Consider the following 25,560-nt stretch of genomic DNA (forward strand, 5'->3'; position numbering starts at 1 on the left):
CTATCCTAAACGACATTTCGCACACGATGCCCAATATCACGGCGATAATAACATCCTGAAAACTGAATCTGCTCGATCGCGCTATAAGCGCAGGCTGCTGCTTGTTCAAAATCATCTCCTAAACCTGTCACACCTAACACTCTTCCCCCACTCGTCACCAGTTTTCCTTCGTGATCTAAACGAGTTCCCCCATGGAAAACTAACGCTTCGGGAGATTCTGTAATCCCTGTAATTGCTTTTCCTTTTTCATAAGTTCCCGGATATCCCTGCGAGGCGGCAACCACACACAGGGCTTTTTTCCGCGACCAGATCAACGGCGGGAGTTGATCTAAACGTTTTTCTAAACAAGCCAGAATGATTCGATCGAGCGGCGTTTCCAATAGCGGTAAAATGGCTTGGGTTTCAGGATCACCAAACCGACAATTAAACTCTAAAACCTTGATTTCCCCTTGAGGGGTAATCATTAATCCCGCATACAGCACCCCTTGATAATCAATTCCTCGTTCTCGCAAACCATCAATTGTGGGCTGTAATACTGTTTCTATCACCTGTGTCATTAGGGTGGGATTCATCAAGGGCGCAGGGGCGTAAACCCCCATTCCTCCTGTATTTGCCCCTGTATCCCCTTCTCCAATGCGTTTATGATCTTGTGCTGGCAGTAACGGACGCACTGTTATCCCATCCGTAACCGCTAAAACGGAAATTTCTTCTCCCGTTAAACATTCTTCCACCACGACTTGTTCGGTTTCTGCTGTAAATAAAGCATCGATCGCGCGGTTAGCCTCTTCTCTGGTGGCGGCGACTGTCACCCCTTTTCCAGCAGCTAATCCATCGGCTTTGACGACGATCGGGGCGGTTTGTTCGCTAACATAGGCTTTAGCATCAGTCGCATCAGTAAAGGTTTCTCCTGTTGCGGTGGGAATCCCTAACTCCAGCATTAATGCTTTTGCCCACCATTTACTCGCTTCAATTTGCGCCCCTGCTTGTCTTGGACCAAAAACCGCGATCGAGGCTTCTTGTAATGTATCACGAATCCCCTTCGCCAGAGGGACTTCCGGACCGACAATCACAAAGGAAACAGCGTTTTCTTGCGCGTAGTTAGTAATCGCAACAAAATCCTCTTCCGTTGCGGGTAGATTGTAACAGTTGGGAAGTAAAGCCGTTCCCCCATTTCCAGGTACGCAGAAAACTTTTTCCACATTTGGAGATTGTAGTAATTTCCAGGCGAGAGTGTGTTCTCTTCCCCCACTCCCAACAACTAAAACGTTCATCACAGATTGATTTAGATGAGACAACAAAGGATTATTGTCTCACTTTTTGCCGCTTATTTTTTAATTTTCTGGAAGAAGGTCTTTGATCAAAGATACAATCTTAGAATCCGTGCAGGTTCATTTTCACAACGTAATTGCGAATCAATAGTTTTATGCAGATTAAGTTTCGAGAGTTTAACCCGTTTGATGTTTGGATTTGGCTAGAATTTGATCATGTTCCTTCAATTACTGAACGCCAGTATGTCGAGGAGTTATTTAATTCTTGGTTTTATTTGGGAAAACTTGGCGGTTTTAATGCTGAAAATTTCCAAGTGATGGAAACTGGTGTTGATATTAATTATATGGAATATGATCTCGATCGAGCGAGTAATTCACTATTATCAGTAATGCACAATATGAGCGAATTTGAATATAAAGAAACTTGGGGACGCTGTTGGTTTGATTTAGGAACAAGTGATCCAGTAGCACTGGATATTTTACTAAATTCTTTACAACAATTAAGCCAAGATTTTCTCAATATTCAACAAGTGATTATTGGGGGCGAAAATGAAGATTGGAAAATTAACGAGAAAAATCAAGAACGATTTTATCAGAATTAAAATTGATGATTGCCCCCTAACCCCAACTTTTTTGGAACAACATTGGGGCGAAAATGAAGATTGGAAAATTAACTAGATAAAATCAAGAACGATTTTATCAGAATTAAAATTGATGATTGCCCCCTAACCCCCAACTTTGGGGGAACTACAGTCGAAAGAAAGGTTAATCTACTGTTAAAACATCATAATTACCAAAAATCTTTAAAACTTCTGTATATTGCGGTAAATCTTCTAGTGCTGCGTGAACATCAGTTTGGGTGGCATTTCCTTCAATATCAATAAAGAACAGATATTCTCCTAACGATCGTTTTGTGGGGCGCGATTCAATGCGAGTTAAATTAATTTCGCGTTGTGCAAAAACTGATAAAGGGCGCACTAAAGCCCCAGGTTGATTTGCTGGTGTGGTGAAACCTAACGAGATATATTTTCCGTTGGTGGCTGCGTCTAAACCGACAACCCAAAAACGAGTGCAATTGTCGGGATAATCATTGAGAGAAGGAATTAGAATCGGTAAGTTGTATAATTGGGAAGCGCGGGAGGATGCGATCGCGCCAACGGTTTTATTTTCAGGGTCTTGATTTAAATCTCGTAATGCTTCTACCGTAGAGGAAGTGGGAATCAGTTGTACTTGCGGCAGAAATTTTTGTAGAGCCTTTTGACATTGCGCCAGCGCTTGGGGATGGGAGTAAACAGTTTTAATCTCTTCTAATTTCGTTCCACGAGAGAGAAGGGAGTGAGTAATGGGAAGGACTAAGGCCTTTTGAATTTGTAGAGTTTCCAGTTCCCATAGGGTATCAAGGGTGATGGTAACACTTCCTTCTGTGGAGTTTTCCACTGGTACAACGGCAAAATCAGCTTCTTGTTTCGCTACCGCTTGTAGGGTTTGAGCAATACTAGGATAAGGACATAAAAGAGAATCTTGTCCTTGAGTTTCTTTTAACCATTGAGTATAGGCGAGGGTTGCGGTTTCCGTATGAGTGCCAGTTGGACCTAAATGGGCGATCGAAAATCTCATATAGCAGGGGATAATGATCAATAGTCGATTATAGCAAGCGTATATTAGTTGTCAATTTTTTCGCCCTTTAATATCAGGTTCGCTCGATCGATGACAAAAAGTAGGTTGGGTGGAGTTTACGAAACCCAACACCAATTAGTCATTAGGTAGAGACGTTCCATGGAACGTCTCCACGCCAAACCCAACACTAATTATAAGTAGATCAAAAGTAGGTTGGGTGCAGCCAGCGCCAAACCCAACACTAATTATAAGTAGATCAAAAGTAGGTTGGGTGCAGCCAGCGCCAAACCCAACACTAATTATAAGCAATTACCCTAACTTGATATAACCCCCAAGTTTGGGGGAATTATCAGGGAATTTTGCCCCCTAACCCCCAAGTTTGGGGGAATTGTCAGGGAATTTTGCCCCCTAACCCCCAAGTTTGGGGGAATTATCAGGGAATTTTGCCCCCTAACCCCCAAGTTTGGGGGAATTATCAGGGAATTTTGCCCCCTAACCCCCAAGTTTGGGGGAATTATCAGGGAATTTTGCCCCCTAACCCCCAAGTTTGGGGGAATTGTCAGGGAATTTTGCCCCCTAACCCCCAAGTTTGGGGGAATTAACTAAACTTTTTTTGATTACGTTCGATCGAAATTAGGAAGAGGAAAATGAATTTTCGAGGTCATATTTTTTATCCTCAGCATAATCTTTTTTATCAGTTGGTGTTTCTTTTCGCTTAAGTTAATAAGCGATTTCAAACCGTTTACAATTTTATTCTAAAAATAATCTGGAATGAGCTAATTTCAGGGAAAAAGATAGAAAGTGAAGCGGTCAGTTTAGTTTTTTTTGTAATTTTTTGTGTGTTATCTTTCATCGTTTTTTATTTACAAGACTATCGACAAATTATAATTTTGTTTTTCTTAATCCTCTGGTATATTGACGGCGCGATCGCGCACCGATATTACCGTCAATTCAAAAATAAGTTTCCGATTTCTCTAGAAAGTGATAGGAAACAGTTAATCATCAAAAACAATTTCGCTGCTGATCAAGTCATTGAATCTCAAGTTGATATAGACGCAGTGAGATCAGTTTCAATCCGACCAAAGTTTTTGTATAGTAAAGGATTTAAACAAAACATTGGGACAGTATGGCAAGTAATTCTTAATATAAATAATGGCAGAGAATTATTAGTCGATGAACAATTTAAGTCCGATCGCGCTGTGAATCGAGCTTTTCAACAAGCAAAATTAATTACTTCACAGTTAGAAATTCCGATGATTTTTAATTATAGTGAAGGCAACTGTACTGATGCCAGTCAACCCCTTACTTTCGATGATAAATTTTATGTCGATCGACTTCAAATTAATCGAAAACCGAATAGAGTTCATATTTATTTAAAGTGGAAACTAACAGATACTTGGCAATTTTTAGGAGAAGTAATTGCTCAAGCAGGTTTTTTATTATTTGTTATCATCAGCACTGGTTTTATGGTTAAATTTGGGAGCTTTTTACAGGAGATTTACCAATTTTACTGGCAAAAAGATTTTAATTTTGATTTAAAAAACTTACTGATATTTCAGCAGCAAGCGGACTATTTTATTATATTATTTGCAATTACAATTATTTTGATTGAAGGCATCCGCAAAAGTCAAACACAACATATTTATATTGAGAAAAATATCTTAAGATATAAGATTAATCGTTTAGAAAAAGCGAGATTAAATTTAACTCAATTAGAAGCAATATTGTTTCTTCCTGTTCCTACTCCCATGGTGCTAGTTTTAACAGAAAATGAAGCAATGACAATCAATCATTTACCGAGTCTAGACACTTATAGGGAAATGGTAGAGAAAATCGAAGCGGCAATCACTATCTCCCCTAATAACACACATTAGTTCTATGACAACACACTAACTTCGTATTTTAATTTGGTCATATTTTTGGCTCATTAGACTACCCTTTAAACTATCAAATCTAAAGAAGATACTGTGCTAATTGTTCATCAGTGGGAACATCACTAGGTAAAAAAGTTTTCAAATCTTCTTTAGATGGATTCGTTAATTGCGCTAAACGATTACACTGAATCGCAACACAGCGATCAAAAATGTTTCTCACGAATCTACCATTGCCAAGATCGCCAATTTGAGACTCAAATTCTTTAACTAACACCTGTACTCGATTCAAAGTGTTTTCTGATAACAGATACTCTTGTTGTTCACACATCACTTTGAAGATTTCTGCTAATTCCAAACTAGAGTAATCTTCAAAATGGATCGATCGAGCAAATCTAGATTTTAGTCCTGGGTTGGAATTAATAAAACGAGACATTTCCCCTTTATATCCAGCAACAATCACCACTAAATCCTCTCTATGTTCCTCCATCATTTTCAAGAGAGTATTAATTGCTTCTTGTCCAAACATATCACTGCGTCCTTCTGGAACAAGAGAATACGCCTCATCAATAAAAAGAACACCGCCTAAAGCCGCTTCCACTGCTTGTGTTGTTTTCGGTGCTGTCTGTCCTAAATATCCTGCAACTAACGCCGTCCGATCGACTTCAGTAAAATGACCTTTTGACAACACACCAAGATGATTGTATATCTCGCCTAAAATCCTAGCTACAGTGGTCTTACCCGTACCAGGGTTACCTGTAAAAACTAAATGTCTCGTAATTGCAGGAGCTTTCATCCCTGCTTCAGCTTGCATTTTAGCGACTTTGGTAATGTTCACTAATTCTTGAACAGTTGATTTAACTTTACCTAATCCAATTAGAGAATGAAGTTTCTCTAAAGACTTCTCTAGGGAGTTCTGCACATCAGAAGTCACTGGGACTGATTTTTGAGTCTCAACAGTCTCAATCGTCTTAACAGGTGGCTGTTTATTCATTGTTTGAAAGGCTTCTTTTGCCCATTCACTTCCTATTACCTGAAGATCACTCCCTAAGAAACTACGGGCTGCTTTGATGGCAGCTTCTTTTGATGGAGCTTCAGCAAAAAATAAGCAATCAGTGGATAACTGCTTTTTCGGATTTTCTAAAAAAGCATAAGCCTCGTCAAGAGTATTCCAAGCTACCCATAGCCAAGAGCTACCACACTCACAAAAGCTAACCACACGGGAATCCCATCGCATCTTTTACCTCACTCACACAAAAAAACTTACTCAGATTTTAATCTAGGGTAACATAGGGTGTCCACTGTCCTTGATTGAAACTTGGGGGGGGGTGGGGCATTCTGAAGAAATCAATCAATACATTGAGCGTAACCGTATTTCAGATGAACTAATTGATCCGTTGGTGAGAGATTTGTGAGCAATTTTTTGATTAGTTTATACTTAGATGAAGATGTTCATGTTTTAGTAGCGGATTTGCTTCAAGCAAGAGGCTTTGATGTCATTACTGCAAGGGATGCGGGACAACAAACAGTGTCTAAAAACGATAAACTTCTCGCCGATGACCAATTTTGATAACTAATATAACAAGTTCTCGATCGCGAATTTCGTACAAAACCCGATACATTCCGACTCGAATACGGTAAGCATCTTCCCCTTTACCTTGAAGTTTCTCAACACCCGAAGGACAAGGTTCTTGGGCTAGAGCATCAATTTTGTCGCTAATTCGTTTCTGATCCTATCGAGAAAGCCGTTTCAGGTTTTTCTCAGCCCGACGGGAGAACTCAATTTGATAGCTCATAGCCCTAAGTTGGCTTTAACAGTTTCCCAAGGAATTGTACCTTCTTCCTGAATCTCTTGTTTTACCGCTTCCATCTCCGCAACATCTTGCTCATCTTCCCAGCGCTGATAATCTTCAAGGAGTTCGAGAGCGTGTTCTATCACTTCACTGGGGGATTGTCCTTGATACTCTACAATTTTATGAAGACGTTCTTCCGCTTTGGCAGTTAGAGAAATTTCCATGTTCCTATTACTCTGTAAGTTACAGTTGATAGCGGGCGAGCGCAGGTGCATCTCCTAAATTTGACTCCAATTCTATCTTAATAAGCGTGAATGTGAAGCTCGAAATCGGGGACGCGATGCCTTTGGCTCGGTCTCCGACCTACGCGCCTTCTAGAGCAGTATTTCATCAATCATCAAATTTCAGAAACAAATTCGCTGACAGTTAGCCCTGAAGTACGAATCAAACTACGTAGTGTTCCTTTTGCTACTTCTCTGTGATCAGGAACGGAAAGTGTGGCTAATTCTCCTTCCTTTACTAAAATGATGTGACTTCCGCTTTGGCGTACTACTTCCCACCCAAAAGACTGAAACACTCGAACCACCTCACGCCCACTAAGTACGGGAAGAGCAGATGCCACTTAAGCAATTACCTCCACTTGCTGAGTCTCTATGGTTAGGGGGAAGCCACGTTCAGCACGAACTTGTAAACAAGCAGCGATCGCGTCTTGAATATTCTCTAGGGCTTCTTCTTTAGTGTTACCCTGACTAACACAGCCTGGAATGCTTGGACATTCCACAATCCAGATTCCATCTTCATCTCGATCAAGGGTGACGTTAAATTTCATATTTCTTCGGTAAGTAAGTTTGTGACCGCTTTAAGACTATAGTTTTTGTACTTCTTAATCATTTTAGCTAATTGTGATTCAAGAGCGCGTAGGTCGAAGACCGAGCCGAAGGCATCGCGTTCTCATCAGCCGAAGAATTGAATGAAACAGCGATCAGGCTAAAAGGCTTTTGGCAATCCAGCTTGCTTGAGTACCCCATTGGCTGTGTGACGAGATTTAATTGATTGGTCAACCACAAAATGACATTTAGTAATTGGACTATACCAGATTTCATGGTCTCCTTTGCCACTGCGTTCAAAGTAGCAACCCGCCTCTTTTAACCTCTTCTTTAATTCAGGAGTAAAAGACTTTGGCATTTATGTCGCGAGTTGAATGGTTTCTTGTCGGTGGCTCGTTATTTCAATTTCAATTTCCCTGGCTGAGGTATCTTCTATAATACGGTTCAACTGCAATAATTCAGGAACTAGGGTTCTTAGCTTTTGTGTTAATGCTTCTAATGTTTCAGCTTCTGTTGCTAAACCCGGAACACTTTCACTCTCTGCTACCCAGACTTGAGCTTTTTTGTCCCAAAACGCACTAACTTCGTATTTTAATTGGCTCATATTTTTCGCTCATTAGACTACCTTTTAAGATATCAAATCTAAAGATCGCGCTCTTATCGGTCAGAGAATTGAACTAAACAGCGATGCCTTTGGCTCGGTCTCCGACCTACGCACATTTTGCTGAGTCTATTGCATTATCACGTTATTTTGATGCGATCGCATTTTTTCAGAAGTTAGAGGTGCGATCACGCAGCACCACGTTTGATGATCGTCATTAAAGATCATCTGGGGTTAATCCCGTTAATTTGGCAATTCTGGCTAACATTTTCGGACCAATTTCTTCTCCATCATGAAAAGCAAAAACTACATCATTCCAACCCGATCTTTCTAAGATTTTATGAGAACCTGTTTGGCGTTTGAGTTTCCAACCTATTTTTTTCAGTGCTTTTAAGACTCGTTTTGCTTTAGTAGATGACCATTTACTCATATAGTAACAAATGATAGACTGAGATTATTTTCTACAAGTTCACTCTCTTCAAGTTGATCGGCTAAAACACGTAAAGCTAGGGCTTGAACCTTTAAAATAGCCTCTTCTTGACTATTTCCATAAACTAAAACACCTGGAAGTTCGACAATTTCAGCAATGTAGCGTCCATCTTCTTCTTGTTCTATTTCAATTTTATAGTTCATTACGGTTAGTCCTTATTATTTAGTCATTAATATTCCTAAAATAACTGAACTTTAAAGCCAATGACAAGGCGACCGTTTTTGGTAAGGGGTGAAGGTGTGTTCTCTTTTTGTAGGGTTGGAAAGGGGATCATCTGCCAAGAAGCGAATCATCTGAAACTACTGAGAGCGATCGCGCCTCCTCCCCACCCGATCGCGCTCTTATCAGTCAGAGAATTGAACCAAACCGCGATGCCTTTGGCTCGGTCTCCGACCTACGCGCCTCCCCCTACCCGATCGCGCTCTTATCAGCCAGAGAATTGAACCAAACCGCGATCGCACTCTTGCTCAAGACTAAGTGTTTTCTTCTTTGGAGTCCATCTCTTTGAACTCCAGCCAGAAGAGTAAAGTATCTTCAACCAGCGACAATTGTTTTGAGTCTAATTCCCCTAATTTCCTAATTAGCTTAGCATGAGGAATGGTAATAAGATTTTGGACATCGAAAGCTCCAAGTTTCAAAAACCTGACCTTGACAGTTACCTCAAAGCGAGAATTTCTGGGACTCGTTGTGTGAGGAACTAAAGTCGCTAAAGCGCGATCTTCCATTAGGGCTGGAATACTAATTACTAAACAAGGTCTAACTTTTGCGACATAGCCCAAATCTACCAACCATACCTCACCACGTGCAGGGCTACTCATAATCAGATTCTTGTTGGTCTAGACTTAAAAAGATTTCCTCAGCACTTAAGACTAAATCTTGATCTTCTAAGGGAGGAAAGTCTGAGTGAACAATCCGCTTTAATATCTCTAGCGCAACTTTCTGTTGTTCTTTATTAGGTAACTGATCAAAGTTTTGAAGAATGTATTGGGCTAAAGCAGTCATAGATTCCCAGCTAGCTTTTAGATCAACAATAGCATATTTGTAGCGCGATCGCGCCCTCATCACTCAGAGAATTAATCCTAGCAGCGATCGCGCCTTCCCCTACTCGATCGCGCTCTCATCAGCCAGAGAATTGAACCAAACCGCGATCGCGCCTCCTCCCCACTGATCGCGCTCTCATAAGAACAGAATTGAGTTAAACAGTGATTAGGTTACGCCTCTGCTTTGAAACACCTTATTGAGTTTGAGATAACGGTGTTAGGCAGTTGGCCGCTTCGATCACTTGCGGCTTTTCCAATAACCAGGCTCACGACTACAATGCATGACCGCCAAAATCAAAATGTAGTCTTGCTCAATTGTGTAGAGAACACCATAAGGAAACTTACGCGCCATACACCGCCTAACATCTTCATCAATGGCAACGTAACGGGTTGGAGAATCCCTGATCCGATAAACTGTATCCTCGATCGCGTTTATGAACGATTGAGCGACCTCAATTTTCTGCTCTGTGTAGTATTGAACTGCTTCAGCGTACTCACTCAGTGCTTCAGGATGAAATACGCACCTCATGGCTCAATCAGTCGTCTGACCTGAGCTAGAGCATCTTCACCTGGAATCGGTTGAACAGAACCATCTCGCACTTCATCTTGTCGTCGCTTGGCTTCAGTTACCCAAACTGCCTGAATTACTGAGTCGGTATCGAACTCTAAGCTTTCTACTAACTTATCCGCTAAGAGGGCCCTTGACTCACTAGGCAGAGATAATATTTCCTCAGTCAGTTGCTCAATTGACCGCATAATACTAACCCCTCGCAAAAAGCTACATTTTAGACAATTGTATCAAAATTTAACGTGAAACGAAGTTTAGGAAGTAGCCGTCTATTAACTTTTAGCTCAACAATAGCATAGTTGTAGCGCGATCGCGCTTTCCCCTACCCGATCGCGTTCTCATTACTCAGAGAATTGAATAAAACAGCGATCGCGCCTTCCCCTACCCGATCGCGCTCTCATCAGCCAGAGAATTTAATCCTAAAGCGCGATCGCGCCTCCCCCACCCGATCGCGCTCTCATCAGTCAGAGAATTGAATGAAACAGCGATCGCGCCTTCCCCTACCCGATCGCGTTCTCATCAGCCAGAGAATTGATTTAAGCAGCGATTCTCCTCCGAAGACGCTACGTGATCGCGCTCGTAAATTCGCTTTAAGCGCACTATCTAAGACCGATAAACTTCTCGCCGATGACCAATTTTGATAACTAATATAGGGCTTACTGAATAAAACTGAAACCTTTACCCAATGAGGCTTTAAGGCTCTTAACCCCTCAAAAAAGTGCAAGGAAATTGAACGCTCAATAGTGAAAACCCTGCATCAAAACTTTGAAATCTTACCTCTTACCTCTTACCTCTTGCCTAAGGCAACTTGCCTCTTGCCGATTGGTGTTGGGTTTCGTAAACTTCACTAGGGCCTACTTGCCTCTTGCCTCTTGCCTCTTGCCTCTTGCCTTACTTAACCAACCAATGGACTTTTTCAGCAACCCCTAATATAACAAGTTCTCGATCGCGAATTTCGTACAAAACCCGATACATTCCGACTCGAATACGGTAAGCATCTTCCCCTCTACCTTGAAGTTTCTCAACACCCGAAGGACGAGGTTCTTGGGCTAGAGTATCAATTTTGTCGCTAATTCGTTTCTGATCCTGTCGAGAAAGCCGTTTCAAGTTTTTCTCAGCCCGACGGGAGAACTCAATTTGATAGCTCATCTCCCTAAGTTGGCTTTAACCGTTTCCCAAGGAATTGTACCTTCTTCCTGAATCTCTTGTTTTACCGCTTCCATGTCCGCAACATCTTGCTCGTCTTCCCAGCGCTGATAATCTTCAAGGAGTAATAGAGCGTGTTCTATCACTTCGCTGGGGGATTGCCCTTGATGCTCTACAATTTTATGAAGACGTTCTTCCGCTTTGGCAGTTAGAGAAATTTCCATGTTCCTATTACTCTGTAAGTTACAGTTGATAGCAGGCGATCGCGCAGCGCGTCTTTTCAATTTGACTCTAATTCTATCTTAATAGGTGTGAAGGGGAAGCTCGAAACCGAGAGCGCGATCGCGCCCTCATCACTCAGAGAATTGAACCAAACCGCGATCGCGCCTCCCCCCCACCCGATTGCGCCCTGATCACTCAGAGAATTGAACCGAACAGCGATCGCGCCTCCTCCCCACCCGATCGCGCCCTCATCACTCAGAAAATTGATTTAAGCAGCGATCGCGCCTCCTCCCCACCCGATCGCGCCCTGATCACTCAGAGAATTGAACTAAGCAGCGATCGCGCTTTCCCTTACTCGATCACGTTCTCGTCAGCCAGAGAATTGAACCAAACAGCGATCGCACCTTTTTTGATCAGTCTTCACCTACAGTTATATTATCAGGAATTTGGTGTTTGTATATACATAAAAAATTTTCTGCGTGCATAGTACCTAATGATTGAATTTCTTTTGGAAATACACTCAGTGGGACAACCTCTCCTCGAATACCTAACTTTTTAGCACCCATCGCAGCACCCGCATGTAAATAAACGCAAGAGGGTTTTAGCCCCAACCAAGCACCTAACCGTCGGGCAACATCATATGCAGTGGTTCGCCCTAATCCATTAATACAACCAACGACAGACTTTATCCAGTCATATAGCGTTTGAAAATCGTTAAGTTCTTTCGGCTGCAACTTGTTTACCAATGTTTTTTCTAAGCCGTTAGCTGAGTTATGAGCAACACGACATTGATGACCGTGCATTTTCCCATTTGCAAACCTAGATTTCCAAGCTCTTTCAATAGCTTGTTCCCAATTTAAATCTTTATCACCCCACCATTGGTCTTCAATTTCATAACAATTTCCGAACTCATGAATATATTTATCAACCAATATATTTAAAATTTTGCTCTCATCACAATATTTTTTGCTTTTACAGCTTTGAACTAATGTATTCATTATTTAAATTGTATAGTTGAGCATTAGACTCTCGGGTATAATCTTAGCTTGAACTTTGTTTAAGACTCATTAATCTAGCCGTCTAAGTCAGCATTACTTAAGTTAACTTCACTTACATTTACACATTTCAAATCAGCACCACATTTTGGACAAATACACTAATACAACTACCCTAAATTACTCTTAGGGGGTGGGTGGGGGGATTCTTATTAAGATGAAACTGTTAGTATAGCCTATAAGAGTTATATTATCAAAGTTCTCCACTCTTAACCTTGGCAATAAAAAGAGTATTATTAGTGCTATATTTTTCAGCTTTATTAATTAATGATATTGCCTTTTTAAGGTATTCTTTATCTTCTAATAATAAAGCTGCATACCCACATCGTAATGCAAAACGATAACTACTTTCAGCTTCAGAAGCAACTTGTGAAGCTGTTGGTACGCTACCAGTCCATCTACTGGGTTGACCATTATCATGGTTACTTTTTGTTTCAACAGTCTCTTCAATTTGTGCGGGTGCTACTTCGTCACAGTTATAAATCATGAACTCGCGGTCAAACCAACTTTTAGACTTGATTGATTCACCTTTTTCCTGTACGAGTTCTGGGATAAAGCTAGGAAGTTGGGCGACAAGAGCCGCATACTCTTTTTCAATGGCGGCAAGTTTATCTTTTGCTTGGCTTTTCAGGTTATTGAGGTTTTCATCATTCACAAACGCATATTTATCAGCAAGTTTTATGACCTCCTCATATTGACCTTGGTCCATCATTTTGTTGGCAGAGTTAAGTATTTTCTGGCGTTCAGCATTGAATTTATCTGAAAGTTCTTGCTTTTTCCGCAGTTCTTGCTCTTCTTGTTGAATTTTTTGCTCACGTATAGTTTGCTCTTCCTTTGCTTCAGATTCTTGGGAACCAGCAGTCGTTCTCTGTGAATCACCAGATTCCTGCATCTGAGACTCTTGAGTGTTAGTAATTGCTATTTCCAAAGATGCATATACGCCAGTGGCTAGAAACGATAAAACGAGAATAACTAATTTTTTAGCAGTAGGCTGTTTGGTAAACAAATAACCTAAACCACCATATATCCCAAATAAAACACTTAATACTTCCGGCCAACCCACTCCTTTCCTTTCCTTTCCTTTGTCCAATTGAAAACTACGAGAAGCTTTACTATCCTCAGTATTAGAGTTTTCACTTAGCAAATCGGCTTTCATTTGTGAGAATTCTTCTTGTGTAATAGAACCCTCATCAAGCATCTGTTTTAGCTCTTTAATTTTATCGAACTTATTACCCATATTTGTGTTTCCTTCTATTGGACAATACTATTGATGAGCTTGTTATACCCAAACTAATCATATATTACTTCACTCAATGCTTCTTGAAGAACTTCATCACTGACCCCATGGTGCTTTAAAGTCTCAACTAAAGCCGAAACCGTATCATTCTCCAAACGTTCTAAGTCAGCACGCAACCCTTGACCAATGTAAGCACGAGCCAGAGGTTGATAACCTGAAAAGCCCAGAAGAGGGGCAACTCGCTTCAAATCTTCAACCACGTCTTCAGGGAGACGCATGGTAATTGTTGTCATCGATCGGTTTTTGTTGAGTCGTTTTTTTAAGGTTTCAATTTTCATCAGTTCAAGTTTTGCTTAGACTCTCCTTTGAAGATAAATTGACAACTTCTCTCTTACTCTCACTCTGTTGCTTTTGTAAGTCAGCAAAAATGGCTTTTAAGTCATGATTGAATGACCGAGAGTATTCTTCACGAATTTTATGAATTTCTTCTACAATTTCATCATGTAACATAATTAGCCTCCAAGTAGTTCATTAGGGGTACAAATAATTGGTAACTCGTAACTAAAATAAAAACTAATCTCTGCTAGTTTTTTCTGAATTTGAGCATTAGCAATATGCTTGCAATTCCATGTTAATAGATAATCCATTCGGTGAATAGTCGCTACTGCAATATGCAAAGCATCAACATCAGCTTTTGCAGGAAGATTGCTACGTTCTAAAAATTGTTCTGCTAAATCAAGTACAGATTGGTTTATTTCTAGTAAGGGAATACCATTCACCATTTCTAGTCGTCGAGAAGCTATTTCAGCATCTCCTTTTGCAACTTCATTAATAACAGCTTGAGAGATGTACAAATCAAAGAAACTACGACGAGTTTCCCACCATTCTCGCGTTATTTCAGCATTGGCAACTAAAATTAAATTCCGACTCGGACGAGTAGTGAGATAACCTAAAATACTGGTTTCAATATAAACCGTTTCACTCATATACAGAAAAATTTGTACAATTGAGTTTAGTTGCCTCTTTAGAACCAATATAAGTTTAGCATTGGTCAAGCATCTTCAGTAATCACTTCATTACCTCCCAAAACAAAAAATTTTGTGCTTCTCGCTAAAATACCAAAAAGGACGAACGTAGAGGAAAAGCAATGGCGCAAAGCGTGGCAATTTTGGATCGATCGCGCCCTCAAACTAATCATGTATCACTTCACTCAATGCTTCTTGGAGAATCTCATCACTGACCCCATGACGCTTCAAACTCTTAACCCAAGCCAAACTTGTTTTAAGATACTATTTATTAGGATTCAATAGCATCATTAGATGGTGGATGCCAACCGCCCTGAATCCACAGACGACGGGCTTTAACAATCGCCCCGTCATTATGCCGTTGGTCATTCAAATCTAGGCGATCGCAAGTTGCACGTCCAATTGAAGTTTTGCCCCGAATGACTAGACCACCTTTCTCCCAAACAAAATGCTCATTCCACTGATGCAGTCGTGGGTTAAACAACTGAGTAGAAACTTTATATTCTGGATCAGTCCCTTCTGTGAAGTTGTAACGGTAGCTATTACATCGCTGACAAGCCAAAGCCAAATTTTCAAATGTATCTGCTCCTCCACAGGATCGCGGTTGGATGTGGTCAATTTCAAACCGTGCTGCACTGGCTTCTTCCGAGGAATGGCAGTATTCACACAGATACTTAGCCCGCTCTCGAACCTGCTGCCGAATATCTTTTGTAATCGCCATACCTACTCAGACTCAGCAATAATTTTTGCATTAAGCAGTGTGAAAATTCGATCGAGTTCCAAAATTCCAGCCAGTTCTACTGTTTCATCGGATGATAACTGTGACTCTCGCTGTTTCTCGTTCAGACTCTCTAGTCGCTCCTGTAAGTCTTCGCTAAGTTTGAATAAGAAAAGCCCTCGAACTGGCTTGATTTGAATGCCAGCATCAATAAAAGAGGAGGGTTGGATCATCAATTGTGCATTCATGGTTCACCTCAGAGACAATAATTATATTGATCGGTTTTTGTTGAGTCGTTTCTTTAAAATTTCAAGTTTCATCAGTTCAAGTTTTCCTTAGACTATCCTTTGAAGATAAATTGACAACTTCTCTCTTACTCTCACTCTGTTGTTTTTGCAAGTCAGCAAAAATGGCTTTTAAATCATGATTAAATGACCGAGAGTATTCTTCACGAATTTTATGAATTTCTTCTACAATTTCATCGTGTAACATAATTAGCCTCCAACTGGTTATTTAAATTCTCATCTGCCAAGAAGCGAATCATTTAAAACTACTGAGATTGATTACGCCTTGCCAGTAAGCGATCGCGCACTCCAATGGGATTAAACCGTTTTTCCGCCTCCTGCTGAATCTGAGTCGCCTCACGTTGACGTTGGGCAAGATAGGTATTGACTTCTTCCGTATGTCTCAGATAGTAGCCGATGACCAAGTAGATGTCTGAGAGTTGTAGAGAGGGATATTGTTGTGCAATTTCTTCTGCGGTGCATCCTTCTAGAAAGGCAGTGACAACTGTATCTAAAGTAATACGAGTTTTGGCAACCCGCACGACTCCATTACTATCTTGCTCGATCAGTGTCGGTTCTGCTGTAATCGTCAGAGTCATCTACAATTAATTCCCAAAGTTTTTTTTCATATCTTAGCAAAGAACTTTCCAGACCGCGCTTCTCGCTAAAATACCAAAAAGGACAAATGTAGAGGAAAAGCAATGGCGCAAAGCGTGGCAATTTTGGATCGATTATCGATTAGTGTATAGTATCATAATTTAAAATTCCTTCTTCTTCCTTCCTCCAATGTTGTAAATCTAGTCTTCCAACTTTCAGGATTTTATAGGCTATTCGTACACTATCCTCTAATCCCTGAAATGGATAATAATGGACATAAATTTCACCTTCCATCTGAACTTTCACATAATAGTGATCATTCACTTTAGTAACAAAGACTTTTGCTTGAGGAGATAGTAGGATTTTCATGGGTCAATTTGTCAATGTCAAGTTGTTATTTGGCATGATAATAGTTAAGGATCAATATTAAGGCAAGCTCATGTTAGAACAGTGGCAATTTTGGATCGATCGCGGCGGCACGTTTACTGATATCGTAGCCAAAGGGGAGGATGGAACCATTCTCACCCATAAACTCCTCTCCGAAAATCCCGACCATTACCAAGATGCAGCCATTCAAGGGATAAGAGACATATTAGGCTTAACCTCAGATCAACCCCTCCCCAGCGACAAAATTCAGGCGGTTAAAATGGGAACAACCGTCGCCACCAATGCCCTCTTAGAACACAAGGGAGAACGAGTGGTTCTTCTGATTAGCAAAGGCTTTCGCGACGCACTCCGCATTGGCTACCAAAATCGTCCCGATATCTTTGCTCGTGAAATAATCCTCCCAGAAATGGTTTATGAAAGCGTCATTGAAGTAGAAGAAAGGATTGATGCGAATGGCGAAATTATTACCCCTCTCAATGTTGAACAAGTCAAACAAGACCTGAAAACCGCTTATGATCAAGGGATTAGAAGTTGCGCCATTGTTTTAATGCACGGTTATCGTTACTCGCACCACGAAAACCAAATCGCCGATATAGCAAAACAGCTTAACTTTACCCAAATCTCCGTTTCTCATCAAGTCGCCCCCTTAATGAAACTCGTCAGTCGTGGAGATACCACCGTTGTTGATGCTTATCTTTCTCCCATTTTGCGCCGATATGTAGAACAAGTCGCCAACCAGTTAAACCTCAGCGAAGATAACGCCACCCAACTGCTGTTTATGCAGTCTAACGGCGGGTTAGTGGATGCTAAATTATTTCAAGGGAAAGATAGCATTTTATCCGGTCCTGCGGGGGGAATCGTCGGTGCGGTGAAAACCAGTCAAATTGCAGGGTATGATCAGATAATCAGCTTTGATATGGGGGGAACTTCTACTGATGTCGCCCATTATGCAGGGGAATACGAACGCAACCTGGAAACCGAAATTGCAGGAGTACGCCTGAAAACGCCCATGATGGCGATTCACACTGTCGCTGCGGGGGGTGGTTCAATTGTCGAGTTCGATGGATTACGATATCGCGTGGGACCAGCTTCGGCGGGTGCGTATCCAGGACCGGCTGCCTATGGAAACGGCGGACCCTTGACCATTACTGATTGTAATGTGAAAGTGGGAAAACTACAGCCCCAATTCTTTCCGCACGTCTTTGGGAAAAATCAAGATGAACCCTTGAATGTAGAAGCAGTAGAAGCGAAATTTCAGGAATTAACCGCAAAAATTAGGGATAATCGCCCCCCAGAAGCGGTTGCATCAGGTTTTCTCGCCATTGCGGTGGAAAAGATGGCAAATGCAATCAAGAAAATCTCCCTAGAAAAAGGCTATGATGTTTCTCAGTACACCCTTTGCTGTTTTGGCGGTGCGGGAGGACAACACGCTTGTCTCATCGCTGATGCGTTAGGGATGAAACGAGTGTTAATTCATCCCTATGCGGGTGTTTTATCGGCTTATGGCATTGGTTTAGCTGATATTCGGGTGTTACGAGAACAAACCGTTGAAGCCGAACTAACTTCTGATCTCGATTTAGATTCTATCTTCTCTCCTTTAATCGCAAGCGCACAACAAGAGTTATCACAGCAAGTCCCTCAATCTTGGGGAGATTTAGCCCCTCCGACCCCCCAATCTTGGGGGGAGAAGCAGCAGCAAGTAAGTCCCCCAGACTTGGGGGATTTAGGGGGCGCATCCCATCAAGCCCCCCCGACCCCCCAATCTTGGGGGGAGAAAAATCAGCAAGCCACTCCCCCAGACTTGGGGGATTTAGGGGGCGCATCCCATCAAGCCCCCCCGACCCCCCAATCTTGGGGGGAGAAGCAGCAGCAAGTAAGTCCCCCAGACTTGGGGGATTTAGGAGGCGTATCTTCTCACTCAAGTCCCCCAGACTTGGGGAATTTAGGGGGCGTATCCCATCAAGCCCCCCCGACCCCCCAATCTTGGGGGGAGAAGCAGCAGCAAGTAAGTCCCCCAGACTTGGGGGATTTAGGAGGCGTATCTTCTCACTCAAGTCCCCCAGACTTGGGGGATTTAGGGGGCGTATCCCATCAAGCCCCCCCGCCCCCCCAATCTTGGGGGGAGAAGCAGCAGCAAGTAAGTCCCCCAGACTTGGGGGATTTAGGGGGCGCATCTTCTCACTCAAGTCCCCCAGACTTGGGGGATTTAGGGGGCGCATCCCATCAAGCCCCCCCGACCCCCCAACCTTGGGGGGAGAAAAATCAGCAAGCCACTCCCCCAGACTTGGGGGATTTAGGGGGCGCATCCCATCAAGCCCCCCCGACCCCCCAACCTTGGGGGGAGAAAAATCAGCAAGCCACTCCCCCAGACTTGGGGGATTTAGGGGGCGTATCCATTCAGCAAAAAGTTCATCTGAAATACGAAGGAACAGACTCTCCTCTGCTAGTTAATTATGACAGTGGGGAAGCAATGGCACAAGAATTTCAAACCCTTCATCAACAGCGTTACGGGTTTGTCATGGAAGGGAAACCTTTAGTTGTCGATGCGGTTTCTGTAGAGTTGATTTATCAAACAGAAACTCTCACGGAAAAAACTATTTCCCGTCAACAAGAAACGCCACCGCAACCCATCACCACTGTTTCTGTTTATCTTGGAGACAAATGGCGCGATACTCCTGTCTATCAACGAGAAGAGTTACAACCACAAGATATTATTTCCAGTCCAGCGATTATCATTGAACCCACAGGAACGAATATTATTGAACTCGGTTGGGAAGCAACAGTGAATAATCACGGTCATCTCATCCTGACCAAACAAGCAGAAGCAGAAAGTCTCACCGTACAACCCACCGCAACAGAAAAACCAGACCCTGTTTTACTAGAGATTTTTAATAACTTGTTCCGTTCCATTGCCGAACAAATGGGAACAACGTTACAGAATACCAGTTATTCCGTAAATATTAAAGAGCGTTTGGACTTTTCTTGTGCAATTTTCGACCAGAATGGGCAATTAGTAGCAAATGCACCTCATATTCCCGTCCATTTAGGATCAATGAGTGAGAGTGTGGGAAGTTTGATCAAAGCCCAACAAGGAAACCTGAAACGAGGGGATGTATATGTTTTGAATAACCCCTACAACGGCGGAACCCATCTCCCTGATGTTACCGTGATTACCCCTGTTTTTGTGGATAATAGTTCTTCTCCTCTGTTTTATGTCGCCTCTAGAGGACATCACGCCGATATTGGCGGAATTACTCCTGGTTCCATGCCTCCTCATAGTACCAGTATCGAAGAAGAAGGGGTGTTACTGGATAACTTTTTATTGGTGGAAGAGGGAGAGTTTCGAGAAAGAAGTCTGTTGGAAAAACTGACTACAGGGAAGTATCCCGTGCGAAATGTTACCCAGAATATAGCAGACTTACAAGCGCAAATTGCTGCGAATGAGAAAGGCGTACAAGAATTATTGCGGATGGTGGAACAGTTTAGCTTGGAAACGGTACAAGCGTATATGTTCCATGTGCAAAACAATGCAGAAACAGCCGTTAAAAAAGTGATTGAAAGACTACAGGAGGGAAGTTATCGTACAGAGTTAGATACAGGGGGACACATTCAGGTTAAGATTAGTCGTCCCTCCAGTGGGGGGGAAGGATGCGCCAAAGTTGATTTTACAGGAACATCTCCCCAACAGGAAAGTAACTTCAACGCACCCGCAGCCGTTTGTAAAGCTGCTGTGTTGTATGTATTTCGGACATTGGTAGATGATAATATTCCCCTCAATGCTGGCTGTTTGAACCCCATAGACATTATTATTCCTGAAGGCTGCTTATTAAATCCCATTCCTCCTGCTGCGGTAGTTGCGGGTAATGTGGAAACCTCCCAGTTAGTTGTGGATGCGCTTTATGGGGCGTTAGGGGTAATGGCTGCATCACAGGGAACGATGAATAATTTCACCTTTGGGAACGATCGTTATCAGTATTATGAAACGATTTGTGGCGGTGCTGGTGCGGGAAATGGTTTCAACGGTGCGGATGCGGTACAGACTCACATGACCAACTCTCGTTTAACTGACCCAGAGGTGTTAGAGTGGCGGTTTCCTGTGTTAGTAGAACAGTTTAGCATTCGGGAGAATAGTGGCGGAAATGGTCGTCATCGTGGCGGAAATGGCGTTATTCGTCGCATTAAATTCTTAGAAGCAATGACGGCGGGAATTTTGTCTGGTCGTCGTCAGTTTGCGCCGTTTGGGTTAGCAGGGGGAGAGTCTGGGAAAATGGGACGCAATGCAGTTGAAAGAAAAGATGGAACGGTTGAAGTTTTGGAGAGTACGGCGACTGTGGAAATGGAAGGGGGAGATGTGTTTATAATTGAAACCCCTGGCGGTGGGGGATATGGAACACTTAGCTAATCATAATTGATTCGTATTACGTTTCGAGCTTACTCTAACGAATCTGTTGCTAAACTAATACTAGGGGATTGAAAATTATACCATTTCTAAGAAGTTAGGTTACAGTTTATCCCCCCAACCCCCCTTTGAAAGGGGGGCTTTACTGGATCGGTGTGTAGCGCCAGTTGATCGAAATGGTATTACTAAAAAACAGAGCTTGATTTGAGTGAGTGATCAAACTGATGAAGATAAAATGATTGAACGATTGACCATTCATAAAAACTTGATTGGATGGGTCATCGAGCAATTAGAAGCAGAAGGAATTAAATGTGAAAGAACTACTGGCAACGATCCTAAAGGGGATATTCTCTATTTTAATCCAGAAGATGAGCGGAGAGTTAAAGAAATAGTCCGAGAAATTAATCAAAAGTAAAACTTATGAAGTATGGAGAATTGAGGTTATGCCGTATATTGAAATTAAGGCTCGTAAACAAATTGGTTCAAAGCTGGCACAACAAATAATACTTAAAGGAGAAGTTAGTGCTGTTTTAACCACTGGCAAAATATTTAAGCCAGCTAAAAAATTATTTGATGAAGCTGGGATTGCTTGGGCAGAAAATATTGATGAAAAACAGTTTTTATAATCAAAAGTAGAGGAGATAAAGTAATGACATTAGATATTGCATTTTATAAAGAAAATACTGTTCCTGAATCGGAAGTGATGATCGCGCTATCTCAAGAGTTATATGAAAACCTAATTAAATCAGATTTTGTAGAAATTGGCAAAACTCTGAAAAAGACCATTAAAAGTGATGATGAAGAAGTAGAAATTGAAGTTATCGACTTAGATAAAGGAAAAATTACTAATCGACAAAGGTTAATAGATTTTTTTAAGGAAGAAATTGTCGAGGAAACCAAAACAATGTTAGAAAAGTTAGGAGATTCTCCTTCAAAAGAAGAATACGATCAGTACAGTAGCAATCTCAGAAAATTGCATGAAATCCTAAAACACTTAGAAGATTCTCAATATCAATATCTGGCAAAAACTCCTTAATCATTGTTTTGGTGAGCATTGCCATACTACATCAGGAATCACGCTATCAGTTGCTGAGAAAATGATAGCAGGCGCGATCGCGTGTGGTCATTTTACAATCCTTGACTATGGAACGGTTGAACTCTTTACCTTCTTTCCGAGTGATGAACCTGATCAACGAGAGAATGAGTTTTTGAAATTTTTAGAAGAGTAGGGTGGGCAAGGCAAACCCTACTAGAGGCTTTAGTAGGGTGGGCAAGGCAAACCCTACGACAATGTAGTCCTTCTCTTTTAAAGTGGTATTAGTTGGTCTGGAACAGGTGCTATCTTTGGTCAGTTAGCAGTTAGGATCAAGCGATCGGCGCTATAATTATACAGAGTATAACTAAAGGAGAGGTGATGAATGAAAATTCAGTTGAGAAAGTGGGGAAATAGTCTTGGCTTGAGAGTTCCGCAGAAAATTGCCCAAAAATATGGTCTGGATGAAAACTCGCTGGTGGAATTGACTGAAACTTCAGAAGGAATCATGATTCAGAAAAGAAATCGGGTTTCTAGTCTTGATGAATTACTATCTAGCATTCCTGATGATTTTGTATATCCCGAAGATATTAGAGAGTTTAACGAAAGTGGTTCTGTTGGCGAGGAACTAATCTAGAGTGTAACTTATGGATATCGAACGGGGGGAAGTGATTCGGGTTAATCTTAATCCGATTAGTGGTCGCGAACAATCGGGAAATGCTCGTCCCTGTTTAGTTATCAGTCACACTCGGTATAATAAAGCTCGTAGCGGAATTGTCATTGTTACTCCGATTACGAGAACAGTTAAACCCGAAGTGAAAATTATGATTCCGATTCCAGAGGGGTTTCAGGTTCAGGGGTCAGTCATCGCAGAACAGGTGAGGTCACTTGACTTAAATACTCGTTGGTGGAAAACAACAGGAGAAGTTTTACCCAAACCTTTTGTTGATGAAGTCGTGGAAACTTTAAATCTGATTATTGGAAGTTAACGGTTAAGGAAACAATGGGCTTTGATTACGAAACCTGGGAATCTATTCAGCAACATCGAGAATGGTTAGGGATATAGCAATCCCAAATGAATTGTAAATTAATCCCCCCTAACCCCCCAATGATCGGGGGGAACGGTTTATCAACTTTTTACAAATGAATTAGAACTGCTATATGTCAAATGGCTACTACTTCACAATATAATTTATGTTAGGTTTCCCGCTTACTATTAGGTTCTGTCTGTTTGTAGTCCATTGAACCCACGTCAACTATTATGGTTTACCAAACTCCAAAACAATCTACTCAACTGCAAAACATTTTACAAAAATTACGAGCCTATCTTCCCGAAATAAAAGACCAATATCAAATTAAAACAATGGGTGTTTTTGGGTCTTATGTACGAGGTGAAGAAGATGATCATAGCGATATTGATGTTTTAGTCGAATTTAATCAGGATATTGAGTTTGGGTTGTTAACATTTTGTCATCTAGAAAATCAATTGAGTGAAAAGCTGGGTCGAAGAGTTGATTTAGTAACGAAAGATGGACTCAAACCGCGCTTAGGAGAAGATATCCTGAAGGAAGTTGTTTATTTATGAGTAATCGCAAAGTAGAAGACTACTTACAAGATATCATTGATGCAATTAATGCCACTGAACAATTTATTCTTGGCTTTGACTTTACTACCTTTTAAATAAATAACTCTCTAACAACACAACTAAATTCAGGTAAGAGGGGACTGGTTAAGGTATCTTTTGGAAGTAGGGTAACAGTTAATTCTAAAACGGCTTGTTCGCGCCGATAAATTTTAATTTGTTGTTGCTGATAATCTAAAATCCAGTATTCTTGTACCCCTTGGCTGGAGTAGAGTTTTCGTTTTAATTCTAGATCGCGCTGTTTATCTTTCGCCCCTTTGGATAACACTTCTATTACTAATTCTGGTGCGTCTGTTAGGTGTCCAGACTGATCTAAGCATTCTTCTAAACGCTGGTTACTCGCCCATACTACATCAGGAATCACACTATCAGTTGCTGAGAAAATGATACCAGGCGCAACGGCACTGCGACCTAAACCTGTTTTCCGTGACCAATCTTTCAGCACAGAATAAACATTCCCTGAAACTTCTTGATGTTTCCAGTGAGGCGCACGAGTCACAAAAAGTTCTCCATTAATGATTTCATAGCGTTTCCCATCTTCTGGAAACAGTTCTAAGTCGGCAACATTCCAGACTATTCCCTCGCTTGTTATCATTTTACAATCCTTGACTCATGCTTCTTTTAATCATTTTAACTTTGCCGTGCCAACGTCTAATATCAAGTTCGGGGAATTGCTTATGATTGGTGTTGGGTTTTGCTTCGCTCGTTTCAGTGATCAGTGACCAGTGATCACTGACCAATGATCAGTGAATTAATAATCTAAGTAGTCAATTTGTAGCACTAATTGTTCACGCATGGTATTAGTAATTAAGTTGGAAAACTACTGGTCACTGGTCACTGCTTAACTGGTCACTGATTGGTGTTGGGTTTCGCTTCGCTTCACCCAACCTACTTTCTTGGTGTTGGGTTTTGCTTGGCTCTATCCAACCTACTTTTTGTTATTGATTAAGCGAACCTGATCTAAAGCATCGTAGGATAGAAGAATAAGGAATCTATTGGTAAGGCGTAATGAGTGAAACCTTAAAAAATGTTGCTGAGTTACGGCGGAATTACACCCGTGCGGGTTTAAATGAAACGGAGGCTGATCCTAATCCGTTTCGACAGTTTCAAGTTTGGTTTGAGCAAGCACTATCTGCTGAACTACCGGAACCAAATGCGATGACTCTCGCCACCGCAACACCAGATGGTAAACCTTCAGCGCGAATCGTTCTCCTCAAAGGATTCGATGAGAAGGGTTTTGTTTTTTATACGAACTACAATAGTCGCAAGGGAGAACAACTGGCAAACAATTCTTATGCAGCGTTAGTGTTTTGGTGGGCGGAGTTGGAACGTCAGGTGCGTTTAGAAGGACAAGTGGAAAAGGTATCCACTGAGGAATCTACTGCTTATTTTGAGAGTCGCCCTTTTGGATCAAGATTAGGTGCCTGGGCTTCTCCTCAAAGTCAGGTGATTGCTTCTCGTACTGTTTTGGAAGAGAAGTTGGCAGCATTGGAACAACAGTATCAACAGGAAACTGTGCCGAAACCAGCGCATTGGGGTGGTTATTGTTTGAAACCAACGGAATTTGAGTTTTGGCAGGGAAGACCGAATCGCCTACATGACCGTTTGCGCTATCGTCAACAGGAGGATGAAGGTTGGATTCGGGAAAGATTAGCTCCCTAATCGGTAAACATGATACAAAAGACTGGGAGTGGAAGGGTTATGATGGAATTAGATGTTAAGTTTAGTTGCATTTGATAG

Annotated in this window: 41 protein-coding genes; 15 read left to right on the plus strand and 26 right to left on the minus strand. The window is 41.6% G+C overall.

The window, feature by feature from the left end:
- Window positions 1-5: 5 nt before the first annotated feature.
- On the minus strand, window positions 6-1,271 hold the full coding sequence (purD, locus tag DACSA_RS14250; protein WP_015230424.1) for a phosphoribosylamine--glycine ligase: 1,266 nt from the start codon (window positions 1,269-1,271) through the stop codon (window positions 6-8).
- A 152-nt stretch (window positions 1,272-1,423) separates the two neighbouring features.
- Here purD and DACSA_RS14255 point away from each other — a divergent pair, with 152 nt between their 5' ends.
- Window positions 1,424-1,870 (plus strand): DUF3531 family protein, encoded by a 447-nt coding sequence (locus DACSA_RS14255; RefSeq protein WP_015230425.1) that lies wholly within the window; start codon window positions 1,424-1,426, stop codon window positions 1,868-1,870.
- 163 nt (window positions 1,871-2,033) lie between these two features.
- Here the strand turns inward: DACSA_RS14255 and pheA are convergent, their stop codons facing one another.
- A complete protein-coding gene (gene pheA / locus DACSA_RS14260; protein ID WP_015230426.1) occupies window positions 2,034-2,885 on the minus strand; it encodes a prephenate dehydratase in 852 nt (283 codons plus the stop codon).
- Between the two features lie 839 nt (window positions 2,886-3,724).
- Here pheA and DACSA_RS14270 point away from each other — a divergent pair.
- On the plus strand, window positions 3,725-4,759 hold the full coding sequence (locus tag DACSA_RS14270) for a hypothetical protein (protein ID WP_015230427.1): 1,035 nt from the start codon (window positions 3,725-3,727) through the stop codon (window positions 4,757-4,759).
- A gap of 79 nt (window positions 4,760-4,838) precedes the next feature.
- Here the strand turns inward: DACSA_RS14270 and DACSA_RS14275 are convergent, their stop codons facing one another.
- Window positions 4,839-5,993: an AAA family ATPase gene (locus DACSA_RS14275; protein WP_015230428.1), complete on the minus strand. Its 1,155-nt coding sequence runs from the start codon at window positions 5,991-5,993 to the stop codon at window positions 4,839-4,841.
- Between the two features lie 174 nt (window positions 5,994-6,167).
- Here DACSA_RS14275 and DACSA_RS20905 point away from each other — a divergent pair, with 174 nt between their 5' ends.
- The gene (locus DACSA_RS20905) at window positions 6,168-6,326 is read left to right on the plus strand and encodes a hypothetical protein (RefSeq protein WP_015230429.1); all 159 of its coding nucleotides are present in this window, start codon (window positions 6,168-6,170) and stop codon (window positions 6,324-6,326) included.
- On the opposite strand, the gene DACSA_RS22730 is transcribed toward DACSA_RS20905, so the two are convergent.
- The 8 genes from DACSA_RS22730 to DACSA_RS14310 all read right to left on the minus strand — a co-directional run bounded on the left by DACSA_RS22730 (window position 6,289) and on the right by DACSA_RS14310 (window position 8,610).
- Window positions 6,289-6,477: a type II toxin-antitoxin system RelE family toxin gene (locus DACSA_RS22730; RefSeq protein ID WP_332248605.1), complete on the minus strand. Its 189-nt coding sequence runs from the start codon at window positions 6,475-6,477 to the stop codon at window positions 6,289-6,291. The two genes, DACSA_RS20905 and DACSA_RS22730, sit on opposite strands and share 38 nt — an antisense overlap.
- A 71-nt stretch (window positions 6,478-6,548) precedes the next feature.
- Entirely contained in the window at window positions 6,549-6,773 is a 225-nt protein-coding gene (locus tag DACSA_RS14280) for a hypothetical protein (RefSeq protein ID WP_015230430.1), read from the minus strand.
- 173 nt (window positions 6,774-6,946) lie between these two features.
- Complete coding sequence (locus DACSA_RS14285) at window positions 6,947-7,171, minus strand: type II toxin-antitoxin system HicA family toxin (protein WP_015230431.1); 225 nt, start codon at window positions 7,169-7,171, stop codon at window positions 6,947-6,949.
- Entirely contained in the window at window positions 7,172-7,378 is a 207-nt protein-coding gene (locus DACSA_RS14290) for a type II toxin-antitoxin system HicB family antitoxin (protein WP_015230432.1), read from the minus strand.
- 158 nt (window positions 7,379-7,536) lie between these two features.
- The gene (locus tag DACSA_RS14295) at window positions 7,537-7,734 is read right to left on the minus strand and encodes a type II toxin-antitoxin system HicA family toxin (protein ID WP_015230433.1); all 198 of its coding nucleotides are present in this window, start codon (window positions 7,732-7,734) and stop codon (window positions 7,537-7,539) included.
- Entirely contained in the window at window positions 7,735-7,980 is a 246-nt protein-coding gene (locus tag DACSA_RS14300) for a DUF1902 domain-containing protein (protein WP_015230434.1), read from the minus strand. It abuts the gene before it with no gap.
- A 214-nt stretch (window positions 7,981-8,194) separates the two neighbouring features.
- On the minus strand, window positions 8,195-8,407 hold the full coding sequence (locus tag DACSA_RS14305) for a type II toxin-antitoxin system HicA family toxin (protein WP_015230435.1): 213 nt from the start codon (window positions 8,405-8,407) through the stop codon (window positions 8,195-8,197).
- Window positions 8,404-8,610: a type II toxin-antitoxin system HicB family antitoxin gene (locus tag DACSA_RS14310; protein WP_015230436.1), complete on the minus strand. Its 207-nt coding sequence runs from the start codon at window positions 8,608-8,610 to the stop codon at window positions 8,404-8,406. Before DACSA_RS14310 ends, DACSA_RS14305 begins: the two co-directional genes overlap by 4 nt.
- Window positions 8,611-8,706: 96 nt before the next feature.
- On the opposite strand from DACSA_RS14310, the gene DACSA_RS20910 reads away from it, so the two are divergent.
- On the plus strand, window positions 8,707-8,910 hold the full coding sequence (locus DACSA_RS20910) for a hypothetical protein (RefSeq protein WP_156800810.1): 204 nt from the start codon (window positions 8,707-8,709) through the stop codon (window positions 8,908-8,910).
- 30 nt (window positions 8,911-8,940) lie between these two features.
- Here DACSA_RS20910 and DACSA_RS14315 read toward each other — a convergent pair whose 3' ends face one another.
- The 4 genes from DACSA_RS14315 to DACSA_RS14330 all read right to left on the minus strand — a co-directional run bounded on the left by DACSA_RS14315 (window position 8,941) and on the right by DACSA_RS14330 (window position 10,263).
- Window positions 8,941-9,285: a type II toxin-antitoxin system PemK/MazF family toxin gene (locus tag DACSA_RS14315; protein ID WP_015230437.1), complete on the minus strand. Its 345-nt coding sequence runs from the start codon at window positions 9,283-9,285 to the stop codon at window positions 8,941-8,943.
- Complete coding sequence (locus DACSA_RS14320) at window positions 9,278-9,469, minus strand: hypothetical protein (RefSeq protein WP_041235512.1); 192 nt, start codon at window positions 9,467-9,469, stop codon at window positions 9,278-9,280. Before DACSA_RS14320 ends, DACSA_RS14315 begins: the two co-directional genes overlap by 8 nt.
- Before the next feature lie 276 nt (window positions 9,470-9,745).
- Window positions 9,746-10,036, minus strand: a complete 291-nt coding sequence (locus tag DACSA_RS14325; RefSeq protein ID WP_015230439.1) for a type II toxin-antitoxin system RelE/ParE family toxin — start codon at window positions 10,034-10,036, stop codon at window positions 9,746-9,748.
- Window positions 10,033-10,263, minus strand: coding sequence for an addiction module protein (locus DACSA_RS14330; protein ID WP_015230440.1), 231 nt, complete (start codon window positions 10,261-10,263; stop codon window positions 10,033-10,035). The genes DACSA_RS14325 and DACSA_RS14330 overlap by 4 nt, the downstream gene beginning before the upstream one ends.
- A 165-nt stretch (window positions 10,264-10,428) precedes the next feature.
- On the opposite strand from DACSA_RS14330, the gene DACSA_RS22630 reads away from it, so the two are divergent.
- Together DACSA_RS22630 and DACSA_RS20915 are read left to right on the plus strand one after the other, a co-directional pair.
- A complete protein-coding gene (locus tag DACSA_RS22630; protein ID WP_269544607.1) occupies window positions 10,429-10,551 on the plus strand; it encodes a hypothetical protein in 123 nt (40 codons plus the stop codon).
- Window positions 10,552-10,716 carry a hypothetical protein gene (locus DACSA_RS20915; protein WP_156800811.1) on the plus strand — a complete coding sequence of 55 codons (165 nt, stop codon included), beginning with the start codon at window positions 10,552-10,554 and terminating at the stop codon, window positions 10,714-10,716. It abuts the gene before it with no gap.
- Between the two features lie 250 nt (window positions 10,717-10,966).
- Here DACSA_RS20915 and DACSA_RS14335 read toward each other — a convergent pair whose 3' ends face one another.
- The 9 genes from DACSA_RS14335 to DACSA_RS14380 form a co-directional block, all read right to left on the minus strand.
- Window positions 10,967-11,224: a type II toxin-antitoxin system RelE family toxin gene (locus tag DACSA_RS14335; protein ID WP_015230441.1), complete on the minus strand. Its 258-nt coding sequence runs from the start codon at window positions 11,222-11,224 to the stop codon at window positions 10,967-10,969.
- A complete protein-coding gene (locus DACSA_RS14340) occupies window positions 11,221-11,445 on the minus strand; it encodes a hypothetical protein (protein WP_015230442.1) in 225 nt (74 codons plus the stop codon). The genes DACSA_RS14335 and DACSA_RS14340 overlap by 4 nt, the downstream gene beginning before the upstream one ends.
- A 411-nt stretch (window positions 11,446-11,856) precedes the next feature.
- Complete coding sequence (locus DACSA_RS14345) at window positions 11,857-12,441, minus strand: hypothetical protein (RefSeq protein WP_015230443.1); 585 nt, start codon at window positions 12,439-12,441, stop codon at window positions 11,857-11,859.
- Window positions 12,442-12,691: 250 nt separating this feature from the next.
- Window positions 12,692-13,735, minus strand: coding sequence for an SHOCT domain-containing protein (locus DACSA_RS14350; protein ID WP_015230444.1), 1,044 nt, complete (start codon window positions 13,733-13,735; stop codon window positions 12,692-12,694).
- 53 nt (window positions 13,736-13,788) lie between these two features.
- Window positions 13,789-14,073: a hypothetical protein gene (locus DACSA_RS14355; protein ID WP_015230445.1), complete on the minus strand. Its 285-nt coding sequence runs from the start codon at window positions 14,071-14,073 to the stop codon at window positions 13,789-13,791.
- 174 nt (window positions 14,074-14,247) lie between these two features.
- Complete coding sequence (locus DACSA_RS14360) at window positions 14,248-14,721, minus strand: type II toxin-antitoxin system VapC family toxin (RefSeq protein WP_015230447.1); 474 nt, start codon at window positions 14,719-14,721, stop codon at window positions 14,248-14,250.
- Between the two features lie 310 nt (window positions 14,722-15,031).
- On the minus strand, window positions 15,032-15,481 hold the full coding sequence (locus DACSA_RS14370; RefSeq protein ID WP_015230448.1) for an HNH endonuclease: 450 nt from the start codon (window positions 15,479-15,481) through the stop codon (window positions 15,032-15,034).
- A gap of 2 nt (window positions 15,482-15,483) precedes the next feature.
- Window positions 15,484-15,726, minus strand: a complete 243-nt coding sequence (locus DACSA_RS14375; protein ID WP_015230449.1) for a hypothetical protein — start codon at window positions 15,724-15,726, stop codon at window positions 15,484-15,486.
- Between the two features lie 302 nt (window positions 15,727-16,028).
- On the minus strand, window positions 16,029-16,361 hold the full coding sequence (locus DACSA_RS14380) for a DUF433 domain-containing protein (protein ID WP_015230451.1): 333 nt from the start codon (window positions 16,359-16,361) through the stop codon (window positions 16,029-16,031).
- Between the two features lie 437 nt (window positions 16,362-16,798).
- Here DACSA_RS14380 and DACSA_RS22270 point away from each other — a divergent pair, with 437 nt between their 5' ends.
- From DACSA_RS22270 to DACSA_RS14420, 8 genes are all read left to right on the plus strand, one after another.
- Entirely contained in the window at window positions 16,799-21,148 is a 4,350-nt protein-coding gene (locus DACSA_RS22270) for a hydantoinase B/oxoprolinase family protein (RefSeq protein ID WP_015230453.1), read from the plus strand.
- Between the two features lie 205 nt (window positions 21,149-21,353).
- Window positions 21,354-21,560: a hypothetical protein gene (locus tag DACSA_RS14395; protein ID WP_015230454.1), complete on the plus strand. Its 207-nt coding sequence runs from the start codon at window positions 21,354-21,356 to the stop codon at window positions 21,558-21,560.
- 28 nt (window positions 21,561-21,588) lie between these two features.
- A complete protein-coding gene (locus DACSA_RS14400) occupies window positions 21,589-21,771 on the plus strand; it encodes a hypothetical protein (RefSeq protein ID WP_015230455.1) in 183 nt (60 codons plus the stop codon).
- A gap of 23 nt (window positions 21,772-21,794) precedes the next feature.
- Window positions 21,795-22,181: a hypothetical protein gene (locus tag DACSA_RS14405; RefSeq protein ID WP_015230456.1), complete on the plus strand. Its 387-nt coding sequence runs from the start codon at window positions 21,795-21,797 to the stop codon at window positions 22,179-22,181.
- Between the two features lie 61 nt (window positions 22,182-22,242).
- Window positions 22,243-22,374, plus strand: coding sequence for a hypothetical protein (locus DACSA_RS22635; RefSeq protein ID WP_015230457.1), 132 nt, complete (start codon window positions 22,243-22,245; stop codon window positions 22,372-22,374).
- A 189-nt stretch (window positions 22,375-22,563) separates the two neighbouring features.
- Window positions 22,564-22,815, plus strand: a complete 252-nt coding sequence (locus DACSA_RS14410) for an AbrB/MazE/SpoVT family DNA-binding domain-containing protein (protein WP_015230458.1) — start codon at window positions 22,564-22,566, stop codon at window positions 22,813-22,815.
- A gap of 10 nt (window positions 22,816-22,825) precedes the next feature.
- The gene (locus DACSA_RS14415; protein WP_015230459.1) at window positions 22,826-23,167 is read left to right on the plus strand and encodes a type II toxin-antitoxin system PemK/MazF family toxin; all 342 of its coding nucleotides are present in this window, start codon (window positions 22,826-22,828) and stop codon (window positions 23,165-23,167) included.
- Window positions 23,168-23,439: 272 nt separating this feature from the next.
- The gene (locus DACSA_RS14420; protein ID WP_015230460.1) at window positions 23,440-23,763 is read left to right on the plus strand and encodes a nucleotidyltransferase family protein; all 324 of its coding nucleotides are present in this window, start codon (window positions 23,440-23,442) and stop codon (window positions 23,761-23,763) included.
- Between the two features lie 91 nt (window positions 23,764-23,854).
- Here the strand turns inward: DACSA_RS14420 and DACSA_RS14425 are convergent, their stop codons facing one another.
- Window positions 23,855-24,415, minus strand: a complete 561-nt coding sequence (locus tag DACSA_RS14425; RefSeq protein WP_015230462.1) for a Uma2 family endonuclease — start codon at window positions 24,413-24,415, stop codon at window positions 23,855-23,857.
- 1 nt (window position 24,416) lies between these two features.
- The gene (locus DACSA_RS22275; protein WP_232225101.1) at window positions 24,417-24,560 is read right to left on the minus strand and encodes a hypothetical protein; all 144 of its coding nucleotides are present in this window, start codon (window positions 24,558-24,560) and stop codon (window positions 24,417-24,419) included.
- Between the two features lie 268 nt (window positions 24,561-24,828).
- Between DACSA_RS22275 and pdxH the strand changes: the two genes are divergently transcribed.
- Entirely contained in the window at window positions 24,829-25,482 is a 654-nt protein-coding gene (gene pdxH / locus DACSA_RS14430) for a pyridoxamine 5'-phosphate oxidase (RefSeq protein ID WP_015230463.1), read from the plus strand.
- Window positions 25,483-25,560: the final 78 nt, after the last annotated feature.

It is taken from the genome of Dactylococcopsis salina PCC 8305, assembly GCF_000317615.1.
GTDB lineage: Bacteria > Cyanobacteriota > Cyanobacteriia > Cyanobacteriales > Rubidibacteraceae > Halothece > Halothece salina.